We start from the raw sequence: 11,220 nt of genomic DNA, 5'->3' as shown, positions 1-11,220 counted from the left end.
AGCCCGCCGTTTCAATGGTGTAACCCTGAAGTATAGCCGCCGGGAGCCACGATCAATGCCCGCGCAGGTCGCGCGGACGGAAGCCCATCGCCACCATTGCCAGCAGATAGGTCAACCCGCCACCGCCGACCAGCAGGCCGAGGGCACCGATCCGTTCCCACACGCCCATCGACGAGAAGCCCGGCAGCCAGTACAGCAGGGCCAGCAGCACGCCGACCATCGCCGTGCACGCCACCAGCAGCCGCAGCAGGTAACCGCCCCAGCCCGGGCGCCGCTGGTAGACATCGGTCTTGCCCAGCCAGTACCAGAGCAGACCCAGGTTCAGGTAACTGGACAGCGCACTGGCGATGCCCAATGCCAGGTGCAGGCCCGGCTGCTTGCCGAGGGCGGCCATCACTCCCTGCGCCTTCAGCTCATCGGGCACCATCACCTGGTACAGCACCGCCAGCAGGGCGAAGTTGAACACCATGTTGGCCACCAGCGCGGCGACACCGGCACGCACCGGCGTTTTGGTGTCCTGCCGCGCGTAGAAGGCCGGCAGCACCACTTTCAGCAGCGCGAAGGCAGGCAGGCCGAAGCTCAGGCCGTACACCGACAGCGCCGTCATGCGGGTGTCGAAGGCGGTGAACTGGCCGTGCTGGAAGATCGTCGAGATCAGCGGCTCGGCCAGCAGCAGCAGGCCGAGCATGGCCGGCACCGAGATCAGCAGGGTCATGCGCAGGCCCCAGTCCAGCGAGCGCGAGAAGCCTTCGCGGTCGGTGCTGACGTGGTGCCGGGCCAGTGCCGGCAGGATCACCGTGCCCAGGGCCACGCCGAACACGCCCAGCGGCAGCTCCAGGAAGCGATCGGCCAGCGACAGCCAGGACTGCGAGCCATCGGTCAGCTTGGCGGCGATGACGGTATCCAGCAGCAGGTTGATCTGCGCCACTGACGAGCCGAACAGGGTCGGCACCATCAGCGTCATCACCTTGCGCACGCCCGGATGGTTCCAGCCCCAGCGCGGCAGGGTCAGCAGGTCGATACCCTTCAACGAAGGCAACTGGAACAGCAGCTGCAACAGGCCGGCGGCCAGCACGGCCCAGCCGAGGGCGAGGATCTGCTTTTCCGGTGTGCCACCCAGCCGCGGCGCCAGCCACAGCGCGCCGGCGATCATGCACAGGTTGAGGATGACCGGGGTCAGCGCCGGCATCGCGAAGCGCTGGAAACTGTTCAGCGCACCGCCGGCCAGAGCGGTCAGCGAGACGAACAACAGGAACGGGAAGGTCAGGCGGAACAGGTCGATCAGCAGGCCCTGCTTGGCAGGGTCGGTGTCGACGCCACTGGCGAAGACCGACGCCAGCTGCGGCGCGAAGATCAGCGCCAGCGCGGTGACCAGCATCAGCACGCCGCCCAGGGTGCCGGCAGTGCGGGCCATCAGTTCACGCAGCTCGGCGTGGCTGCGGGTTTCCTTCACCTCGGTGAACACCGGCACGAATGCGGTGGCAAAGGAGCCCTCGGCGAACAGCCGGCGCAGGAAATTGGGTATCCTGAAGGCGACCCAGAAAGCATCGGTGATGGCGTTGGTGCCGAAGGTCGAGGTCACCACCTGGTCCCGGACCAGGCCGAGAACCCGCGAGACCATGGTCATGCTGCTGAACGACAGCAGGCCCCGCAACATCTTGGGTGAACTCACTCAACGTCCCTCTTGACAATCGACTTGACGTACATTTCTTACGCCATCATACTAGCTAGCTTGCTGTTCCCATAACACCGATTTTTCAGGAAACCACCACCGTGGCCAATATCAAGTCCGCCAAGAAGCGCGCCAAGCAGACCGTCGTGCGCAACGCGCGCAACGTGGCTCAGCGCTCGATGCTGCGCACCGCTGTCAAGAAAGTGATCAAGGCGCTGGACGCCAACGATGCCGCCGGCGCTCAAGCCGCCTTCGCCGTTGCCCAGCCGATCCTGGATCGTTTCAGCGCGCGTGGCCTGATCCACAAGAACAAGGCTGCTCGCCACAAGAGCCGCCTGAACGACCGCATCAAGGCCCTCCAGGCCGCCTGATCCGGTTGGTTGCTGGAGCCCCGGCTCCGGCAGCACGCAAAAGCCCGGCTTCGGCCGGGTTTTTTGTTGCCTGCAGTCTCCGCTTCTGTAGAGCCGAGCCCATGCTCGGCTGGCCGCGCGAACAGCAGCCGAGCATGGGCTCGGCCCTACAGAAGAGCGGCACCCACAAAAAACCCGGCCGAAGCCGGGTTTTTTCGCGGGAACCGCAACAGGCATTACTGCGCGTTGCGGGCCGCCTCGAGCTCGTCTTCCTTCTGGCGATCGAAGAACGCCATGATCCGGCTCATGATCGGGAACGTGCCCTCACGACCCAGTGCGGACACCAGGAACCACGGCTCCTTCCAGCCCAGCTCGGCCACGATCTTCTCGGCGGCGGCCTTGGCCTCGTCCTCGAACATCAGGTCGGCCTTGTTCAGCACCAGCCAGCGCGGCTTGGCCAGCAGCTCCGGATCGTGCTTTTCCAGTTCGCGCTCGATGGCACGCACCTGCTCGACCGGGGAAACGCCTTCCACACCACCTTCCATCGGCGAAATGTCGACGAGGTGCAGCAGCAGGCGGGTGCGCTGCAGGTGGCGCAGAAACTGCGCGCCCAGGCCGGCACCGTCGGCCGCACCTTCGATCAGGCCCGGAATGTCGGCGATCACGAAGCTGCGGTAGTTTTCCACCTTCACCACACCCAGGTTCGGGTACAGCGTGGTGAACGGGTAATCGGCCACCTTCGGCGTCGCCGCCGAGACGGCGCGGATCAGGGTGCTCTTGCCCGCATTGGGGAAGCCCAGCAGGCCGACGTCGGCCAGCAGCTTCAACTCCAGCTTCAGCGTGCGCTCTTCACCCGGCTCGCCCGGCAGCGCCTGGCGCGGCGAGCGGTTGGTGGAGCTCTTGAAATGCATGTTGCCGAGGCCGCCGCGGCCACCCTTGGCCACCAGCAGGCGGTCACCATGCTGGGTCAGGTCGCCGATGATTTCATCGGTGGCCACGTTGATGATCACGGTGCCGACCGGCACGGTGATGACCATGTCTTCGCCACCCTTGCCATAGGCCTGGCGGCCCATGCCGTTCTCGCCGCGCTGCGCCTTGAAGATGCGGTCATGACGGAAGTCGACCAGGGTGTTGAGGTTTTCGTCGGCGCGGATCCACACGCTGCCGCCCGCACCGCCGTCGCCGCCGTCCGGGCCGCCGAGCGGAATGAACTTCTCGCGACGGAAGCCAATGCAGCCGTTGCCGCCGTTGCCGGCGAACACTTCGATTTCTGCTTCGTCTACCAGTTTCATTGTTTCGATGCCTGCGATGGGCGCGGCATGCACGCCGCCACCTTGATGTAGTGCCGGCCACTGGCCGACAACCGGGCGATGCCCGTTTTACCATTGATTCCAACGAAAAGCCCCGCCGAAGCGGGGCTCTTCATGCAGCGCCTCCATGCCGGGGCATGGGCGCCGGCCGTTGCCTTATCAGGCTTCGACCGAGACGACGCTGACAGTGCGACGCTTCTTCGGGCCCTTCACGGTGAACTCCACCTTGCCGTCCGTCAGGGCGAACAGGGTGTGGTCACGACCGAGGCCGACGCCGGAACCCGGGTGGAACTGGGTGCCGCGCTGACGCACGATGATGTTGCCGGCTTCGATGGCCTGGCCACCGAAGATCTTGACGCCGAGGTACTTCGGGTTGGAGTCGCGACCGTTGCGCGAAGAGCCTACGCCTTTTTTATGTGCCATGACCTATCTCCTTACTTGCTGCCACCGGCAATGCCGGTGATCTCGATTTCGGTGTAGTACTGACGGTGACCCTGGCGCTTCATGTGGTGCTTACGGCGACGGAACTTGATGATCCGGACCTTGTCGGCACGACCCTGGGACAGGACGGTGGCGGTGACCGCAGCGCCGCTCAGGGCGTCGCCGATCTTGATGCCATCGCTGTCGCCGAGCAGCAGGATGTTGTCGAACTTGATCTCGCTGCCGACTTCGACTTCGAGCTTTTCAATGCGGAGCTTTTCGCCCTGCGCCACGCGGTATTGCTTACCGCCGGTGACCAGTACTGCGTACATGACCAGACTTCCTCTGTAGTTATTGTGGTCTATGGACTGCCGCCGTCGAGGGCGGACAGGAGCGGAATTGTACGTGGACCATCGGGGACGGGTCAAGTCAACCCCCTGAACGGCCCGGGCGCCCCCCTGCAGGGCCGAGCCATGCCCGGCTGAACGGTTCGGGGTCACGCAGCCGAGCATGGCTCGGCGCTACACAAAGCTGTCGGCCGGTCTCACGAGGTGAGACACCGGGCTGGCATTGTCGCCCATTGCCCCCATCTGGTCACCTCGGTAGGCTGACCGATTGCCGCCCTCTCGCTGGCCCGGCGGCCCAGCCACGCCCCCACAACCGGATTCCCCATGGCGATGGATTTCATCCGCATCCGCGGCGCGCGGACGCACAACCTCAAGAACATCGACCTCGACCTGCCTCGCGACAAACTGATCGTGATCACCGGCCTGTCCGGTTCGGGCAAGTCATCGCTGGCGTTCGACACCATCTATGCCGAGGGCCAGCGGCGTTACGTCGAGTCCCTGTCGGCGTATGCGCGGCAGTTCCTGAGCGTGATGGAAAAGCCGGATCTGGACCATATCGAAGGCCTGTCGCCGGCGATCTCGATCGAGCAGAAGTCGACCTCGCACAACCCGCGCTCGACGGTCGGCACGATCACCGAGATCTACGACTACCTGCGCCTGCTGTACGCACGTGTCGGCACCCCGCGTTGCCCCGACCACGGCTATCCGCTGGAAGCGCAGACGGTCAGCCAGATGGTCGACCATATGCTGACGCTGGACCCGGAACAGCGCTACATGCTGCTGGCACCGGTGATCCGCGACCGCAAGGGCGAGCACGCACAGGTGTTCGACCAGCTGCGCGCGCAGGGTTTCGTGCGTGTGCGCGTCGATGGCGAGCTGTACGAAATCGATGCGGTGCCGCCGCTGGCACTACGCCAGAAGCACACCATCGAAGCGGTGATCGATCGCTTCCGCCCGCGCGAAGACATCAAGCAGCGCCTGGCCGAGAGCTTCGAAACGGCCTTGAAGCTGGGTGATGGCATGGCGTCGGTGCAGTCGCTGGACGACGCCGGTGCGACCCCTACCCTGTTCTCGTCCAAGTATTCCTGCCCGGTCTGCGACTACTCGCTGCCCGAACTGGAGCCGCGCCTGTTCTCGTTCAACGCACCGATGGGCGCCTGCCCCGGTTGCGATGGACTGGGCATGGCCGAATTCTTCGATCCCTCGCGCGTGGTGGTGCATCCCGAGCTGTCGCTGGCTGCCGGTGCCGTGCGCGGCTGGGATCGCCGCAATGCCTATTACTTCCAGTTGATCGCCTCGCTGGCCAAGCACTACAAGTTCGACACCGACGCGGCGTGGAACTCGCTGCCGGCCAAGGTGCAGCAGGCCGTGCTGTATGGCAGCGGCGAGGAAGCGATCACCTTCACCTACTTCACCGAGGCCGGTGGCCGCACCCAGCGCAAGCATCGCTTCGAAGGCATCATTCCCAACCTCGAACGCCGCTACAAGGAAACCGAGTCGGCGGCGGTGCAGGAAGAGCTGGGCAAGTACATCAGCGAGCATGCCTGCCCCGAGTGCAACGGCGCACGCCTGAACAAGGCCGCGCGCAACGTGTTCGTGGCCGATCGCCCGCTGCCGGAACTGGTGGTGCTGCCGATCGATGAAGCGCTGAAGTTCTTCAGCGAACTGAGCCTGCCGGGCTGGCGCGGCGAGATCGCTGCGAAGATCGTCAAGGAGATCGGTGAGCGTCTCGGCTTCCTGGTCGATGTGGGTCTGGATTACCTGACCCTGGAGCGCAAGGCCGACACCCTGTCCGGTGGCGAGGCACAGCGCATCCGCCTGGCCAGCCAGATCGGTGCCGGCCTGGTGGGCGTGATGTACGTGCTCGATGAGCCGTCCATCGGCCTGCACCAGCGCGACAACGAGCGCCTGCTGGGCACCCTCACCCGCCTGCGCGACCTCGGCAACACGGTGATCGTGGTCGAGCATGACGAAGATGCGATCCGCCTGGCCGACTACGTGCTGGACATCGGGCCGGGCGCGGGTGTGCATGGCGGCGAGATCGTCGGCCAGGGCAGCCTGCAGGACCTCCTCGATGCACCGCGTTCGCTGACCGGCCAGTACCTGTCGGGCAAGCGCGCGATCAAGATCCCGGCGCGCCGGCACAAGCCGAACCCGAAGATGACGCTGCATCTGCGTGGTGCCACCGGCAACAACCTGAAAGGCGTGGACCTGGCCATTCCGGCGGGGCTGCTGACCTGCGTGACCGGCGTGTCCGGCTCGGGCAAGTCGACCCTGATCAACGACACCCTGTTCTCGCTGGCTGCCAACGAGATCAACGGCGCCTCGCACCCGATCGCGCCTTACAAGGAGATCGATGGCCTGGACCTGTTCGACAAGGTGGTGGACATCGACCAGTCGCCGATCGGCCGCACCCCGCGTTCGAACCCGGCCACCTATACCGGTCTGTTCACTCCCCTGCGCGAGCTGTTCGCACAGGTGCCCGAATCGCGTGCGCGCGGTTATTCGCCGGGCCGCTTCAGTTTCAACGTGCGTGGTGGCCGCTGCGAGGCCTGCCAGGGCGATGGCCTGATCAAGGTCGAGATGCACTTCCTGCCGGACGTGTACGTGCCCTGCGACGTCTGCCATGGCAAGCGCTACAACCGCGAAACGCTGGAGATCCTGTACAAGGGCTTCAACATCAACGACGTGCTGGAAATGACCGTCGAAGATGCGTTGAAGCTGTTCGAGCCGGTACCGTCCATCGCCCGCAAGCTGGAAACCCTGGTCGATGTCGGCCTGAGCTACATCAAGCTGGGCCAGAGCGCGACCACGCTGTCCGGTGGTGAAGCGCAGCGCGTGAAGCTGTCCAAGGAACTGTCGCGCCGCGATACCGGCCGCACTCTGTACATCCTCGACGAGCCGACCACCGGCCTGCACTTCCACGACATCGAGGCACTGCTCGGCGTGCTGCACAAGCTGCGCGACGAGGGCAACACGGTGGTGGTGATCGAGCACAATCTGGACGTCATCAAAACCGCGGACTGGATCGTCGACCTGGGTCCGGAAGGCGGTCATCGCGGCGGCACCATCCTGGTGACCGGCACGCCGGAAGACGTGGCCGCATGCCCGGATTCGTACACCGGCCAGTTCCTCGCCCGGATGCTGCCGTCCACCGATGCGCGACCGGACCAGCCCGCCGCCGTGGCCAACAAGCCCGATGCGCGCCCGCCGCGCAAGGTGAAGCCCGAGAAGCCGGCCAAGAAGGCCGCCGCCGCCAAGAGCACCGGCAAGGCCAGCAAGACCGCCACGGCCGGCACCAAGAAGAAGAAGGACGCCTGATGAGCAGCGAACACAAGATCCTGGCCCGCATTCCGATCAGCGTGCGCTGGCGTGACATGGACAGCATGGGCCACGTCAACAACGCCAAGTACATCTCCTACCTGGAAGAGGCGCGCGTGCGCTGGATGCTGGGCGTGGAAGGCGTGTCGATGACCGACCGCATCGCACCGGTGGTGGCTGCCACCAACGTCAACTACCGGTTGCCGATCGTGTGGCCCAACGACATCCTGGTCGAGCTGTTCGTCGAGCGCCTGGGCAACAGCAGCGTGACCATCGGTCATCGCATCGTCGACCAGCAGGATGAGTCGAAGCTGTATTCGGACGGCAACGTGGTGGTGGTGTGGATGGACACGCAGACCGGCAAGAGTGCGCCACTGCCGGACGCGATCCGCAACGCGTCGAGCTGACACATCTGGTAGATGCCGACCTTGGTCGGCACCGGCCCGCCGGGCATGGCCCGGCGCTACCGTTCCACATCAAAGGACTGACATGATCCACCAGACTGAACTGCGCGACCTGCTGCCCGGCATGGTCCCCTTCCCCGCCGACGTATTCCCCGCTGACCAGGGTTGGCTTGGCCAGCACCTGCTGCCGCTGCTGAAGATCGACCTCGGCGCGCTGCGCCCGGAACTGGCCGGCCAGGCCGCGACCCTGCTGTGTCCGATCGAGCCCTATGAAGGCTGCATCGGCGAAGCCACCGAAGAACACCACAACGCGTTCACCGGCACCAACTGGATCGCCTTTGAATTGACCGCCGACAACCGCATGCGTTTCCTCGGTGAGGAGGGCTACTTCATCGGCGACCAGGTGCAGGACGACGACGCGCTGGAGCACATCACGGAGATGCGTGAGAGCTACAGCAAGGCACACGCGTACTTCCAGCAGCATGGACGCCTGGCCAGCTATTCGCGCTATGGCGATGGCGAGCCTGGCGAGCAGGCCTACCTTGATGTGCTGGGCGGGCAGATCTCGACCGGCAACTGGATTGAAACCGCGGAGATTCCTGCTGCCTTCGCGCTGGCGTTCACCGAGGCGGCCGACGACCGCCATGCGCCGGACGATGCCGAGTGCGCGATCATCACCCGCGATGGCAGGAAATTCTTCGCCGTGGCCGAAGTGGCCGGCTACAACTGGTGCGCCACCGGTGCCGATGCGATCGTGATGTTGTACGAACCGGAAAGCCGCACGGTGCTGTTCTCGTACGACTGGTCGTAAGCCCCACCGCGCTGCGCGCTCGCCGGGCATGGCCCGGCGCTACCAGTGTCGATTCGGCCGTGATGCCTGGGATAGCGCCGGGCCATGCCCGGCAGAACGAGCACCACGTTACGGCGCGGCCTTGCGCACGGTCAGCGTCGTACCCGCTTCACCACCGCCTTCCAACTGCAGCCGCAGCGGCACGGCCTGTCCCTCCTTCAGCGCACCCTTGCCATCCATCAGCATCAGGTGCAGGCCGCCAGGTTTCAGCTCGGCACGCGCGCCCGGCGCCAGCGGCAGGCGTTCGATCGCGCGCATCCGGCTGATGCCGTCCACCACCGTGGTTTCGTGCAATGACACATCACCGAACGCAACGCTGCTGGCACCGGTGATGGTCACGGCCTTGCTGCAGCCGTTGCGGATTGTCCCGTAGCCAGCGGTCATCGGCATCGCCGGATTCGGCGGCATCCGCGCCCAGCCCTGTTCCACCGTCACGCAGCGCTGTTCGGCCGCCGACGCCGATGCTGCAAGCGCACACAGCACGAACAGTACGCCAACGCATGGTTTGGTTATCATCGCCCAGGTTCCTTCTTCGCAACGAGACCCGCAGCATGACGACGCTCATCGAGGTGATCAACCATGGCCCCATCCGCGAACTGCGGCTGGCGCGGCCGCCGGTCAATGCCCTGGACACCGAGTTGTGCCGGCAGTTGATCCACGCCATCGAACTGGCGATGGCCGAAGACGCGCACGGCATCGTGCTGTCCGGCAGCGAGCGTATCTTCACCGGCGGCATGGACGTGCCGCACCTGCTCTCGCATGGCGATGACAAGCACAAGCTGCTGGACACCTGGAACGCGTTCTTCGGCGCGGTACGCACGCTTGCCGAGAGCCGCATCCCGGTGGTTGCGGCGATCACTGGCCATGCACCGGCCGGCGGCTGCGTGCTGGCCCTGTGCTGCGACTACCGGGTGATGGCACGCAGTGCCGATCCGGCGCGCCCGTACGCCATCGGCCTTAACGAAGTGCAGGTCGGCCTGATCGCACCGGAAGGCATCCAGCGCCTGTTGCGCCGTGCGGTGGGCGCACACCGCTCCAGCGTCCTGCTGGCCACCGGCGCACTGGTCCCCGCCGAACAGGCTCTGCAGATCGGCCTGGTGGATGAACTGGTTGATGGCGAGCTGGTGGTGGCCCGCGCGGTGGCCTGGCTGCAGGACCTGCTGAAGCAGCCGCGGCAGCCGATGCTGCTGACCCGGGCCATCGCCCGCGCGGAGCTGCACGACGCCCTGCACCCGGACCTGATCCAGCTCGACCGCTTCGTCGAGGCCTGGTTCGCCCCGGATGCGCAGAACGCGCTGCAGGCGCTGGTCGCCCGGCTGGGCAAATAATGCTGCCGGGCTGCTGCCCGGCACCCGCAGAAACCAAAGCAGCCACCGCGGATCCGTCTGCGGATTGCGGTGAGGCCGGAACAGGCGGGACACGCCGTGAACCCTTCCTTGGGGGCTCGTAGGCGCCATCCATGGCGCCTGCGGTCCCGCCTGTCCCGGCCTCCCCGCCTCGGACAGTTGGTCGCATGCCCTCCGTAAAGCCAAGCCATGCTCGGCTGAAGGGGTGGCGGTCTGTGGAAAACGGGAAGGAGGGGGCCATGCGCACCGGTATAATCGAGCCCTCTTTCATCGCTGTGGCCGCCCCCTTGAACGACACGCCCGAACCCGTCGTCTCCGAGCTGATCGATCTGCTCACCCTGGAGCGGCTGGAGGACAACCTGTTCCGCGGCCAGAGCCGCGACATCGGTACCAAGTACGTGTTCGGCGGGCAGGTGCTGGGCCAGGCCCTGGCGGCCGCCCAGGCCACGGTCGACAACGGTCGCCATGTGCACTCGCTGCATGCCTATTTCCTGCGCGCCGGCAACATCGACCATCCGATCGTCTACGACGTCGACCGTACCCGCGACGGCGGCAGCTTTTCGGTACGCCGGGTGACCGCGATCCAGCACGGCAAGGTGATCTTCTTCTGTGCGGCCTCGTTCCAGCAGGCCGAATCCGGTGCCGAGCACCAGCACAAGATGCCCGAAGTGCCGCAGCCGGAAGACATCGAACCGAACAGGCCGCTGCCGGCGGAGGTGCTCGAGCGCCTGCCGATCAAGGTGCAGCGCTGGCTGTCGCGCGGTGGTCCGTTCGAGTTCCGCCATGTGTATCCGCGCGATGAACTGAACCCGCCCAAGCGCCCGCCCTACCACCAGGTCTGGCTGCGCCTGAGCGAGCCAGTAGGCGATGCTCCCGAGCTGCACCAGGCGCTGCTGGCCTACGCGTCGGACTTCCACCTGCTGGGCACGGCGACCTTCCCGCACGGCATCAGCTACTACCATCCGCACGTGCAGATGGCCTCGCTGGACCACGCGATCTGGTTCCATCGCCCGTTCCGCGCCGACGACTGGCTGCTGTACTCGCTGGACAGCCCCAGCGCGCAGGATTCGCGCGGCCTGGCCCGCGGCCAGTTCTTCACCCGTGATGGCGTGCTGGTTGCCAGCACCGCCCAGGAAGGCTTGATCCGCGTGGTTCCGGACCAGGCAGCAGCGGCCGCCGTGCCGGCCAAGGATTGATCCG

At 65.7% G+C, this 11,220-nt stretch carries 12 protein-coding genes; 6 read left to right on the top strand and 6 right to left on the bottom strand.

The window, feature by feature from the left end; all coding sequences use genetic code 11:
* Positions 1-52: 52 nt before the first annotated feature.
* Positions 53-1,657: a murein biosynthesis integral membrane protein MurJ gene (gene murJ / locus QP457_RS06060; RefSeq protein ID WP_099821027.1), complete on the bottom strand. Its 1,605-nt coding sequence runs from the start codon at positions 1,655-1,657 to the stop codon at positions 53-55.
* 116 nt (positions 1,658-1,773) lie between these two features.
* Here murJ and rpsT point away from each other — a divergent pair, with 116 nt between their 5' ends.
* On the top strand, positions 1,774-2,043 hold the full coding sequence (rpsT, locus tag QP457_RS06055; RefSeq protein ID WP_025873851.1) for a 30S ribosomal protein S20: 270 nt from the start codon (positions 1,774-1,776) through the stop codon (positions 2,041-2,043).
* Between the two features lie 215 nt (positions 2,044-2,258).
* Here rpsT and obgE read toward each other — a convergent pair whose 3' ends face one another.
* The 4 genes from obgE to rplU are packed head-to-tail and all read right to left on the bottom strand — an operon-like array spanning position 2,259 to position 4,084.
* Positions 2,259-3,314 carry a GTPase ObgE gene (gene obgE, locus QP457_RS06050; protein ID WP_025873852.1) on the bottom strand — a complete coding sequence of 352 codons (1,056 nt, stop codon included), beginning with the start codon at positions 3,312-3,314 and terminating at the stop codon, positions 2,259-2,261.
* Positions 3,311-3,448, bottom strand: a complete 138-nt coding sequence (locus QP457_RS06045) for a hypothetical protein (RefSeq protein WP_157804331.1) — start codon at positions 3,446-3,448, stop codon at positions 3,311-3,313. Before QP457_RS06045 ends, obgE begins: the two co-directional genes overlap by 4 nt.
* Before the next feature lie 43 nt (positions 3,449-3,491).
* Positions 3,492-3,755, bottom strand: a complete 264-nt coding sequence (gene rpmA, locus QP457_RS06040) for a 50S ribosomal protein L27 (RefSeq protein ID WP_089239574.1) — start codon at positions 3,753-3,755, stop codon at positions 3,492-3,494.
* 11 nt (positions 3,756-3,766) lie between these two features.
* A complete protein-coding gene (gene rplU / locus QP457_RS06035; protein WP_004148331.1) occupies positions 3,767-4,084 on the bottom strand; it encodes a 50S ribosomal protein L21 in 318 nt (105 codons plus the stop codon).
* 339 nt (positions 4,085-4,423) lie between these two features.
* Here rplU and uvrA point away from each other — a divergent pair, with 339 nt between their 5' ends.
* The 3 genes from uvrA to QP457_RS06020 all read left to right on the top strand — a co-directional run bounded on the left by uvrA (position 4,424) and on the right by QP457_RS06020 (position 8,635).
* The gene (gene uvrA, locus QP457_RS06030) at positions 4,424-7,420 is read left to right on the top strand and encodes an excinuclease ABC subunit UvrA (RefSeq protein WP_205404956.1); all 2,997 of its coding nucleotides are present in this window, start codon (positions 4,424-4,426) and stop codon (positions 7,418-7,420) included.
* Positions 7,420-7,827: a thioesterase family protein gene (locus tag QP457_RS06025; protein WP_099842121.1), complete on the top strand. Its 408-nt coding sequence runs from the start codon at positions 7,420-7,422 to the stop codon at positions 7,825-7,827. Before uvrA ends, QP457_RS06025 begins: the two co-directional genes overlap by 1 nt.
* 82 nt (positions 7,828-7,909) lie before the next feature.
* The gene (locus QP457_RS06020) at positions 7,910-8,635 is read left to right on the top strand and encodes an enolase (RefSeq protein ID WP_205404957.1); all 726 of its coding nucleotides are present in this window, start codon (positions 7,910-7,912) and stop codon (positions 8,633-8,635) included.
* Between the two features lie 108 nt (positions 8,636-8,743).
* Here QP457_RS06020 and QP457_RS06015 read toward each other — a convergent pair whose 3' ends face one another.
* Complete coding sequence (locus tag QP457_RS06015; RefSeq protein WP_205404958.1) at positions 8,744-9,190, bottom strand: copper chaperone PCu(A)C; 447 nt, start codon at positions 9,188-9,190, stop codon at positions 8,744-8,746.
* A gap of 35 nt (positions 9,191-9,225) precedes the next feature.
* Here QP457_RS06015 and QP457_RS06010 point away from each other — a divergent pair, with 35 nt between their 5' ends.
* Both QP457_RS06010 and tesB read left to right on the top strand, forming a co-directional pair.
* Positions 9,226-10,002 (top strand): enoyl-CoA hydratase/isomerase family protein, encoded by a 777-nt coding sequence (locus tag QP457_RS06010; protein ID WP_099821022.1) that lies wholly within the window; start codon positions 9,226-9,228, stop codon positions 10,000-10,002.
* A 257-nt stretch (positions 10,003-10,259) separates the two neighbouring features.
* Positions 10,260-11,216, top strand: coding sequence for an acyl-CoA thioesterase II (gene tesB / locus QP457_RS06005; protein ID WP_205404959.1), 957 nt, complete (start codon positions 10,260-10,262; stop codon positions 11,214-11,216).
* Positions 11,217-11,220: the final 4 nt, after the last annotated feature.

The sequence above is a fragment of the Stenotrophomonas sp. As-7 genome (assembly GCF_030291015.1).
Taxonomy (GTDB): Bacteria; Pseudomonadota; Gammaproteobacteria; order Xanthomonadales; family Xanthomonadaceae; genus Stenotrophomonas; species Stenotrophomonas lactitubi.
This window is presented reverse-complemented; position numbering and strand designations above follow the sequence as displayed.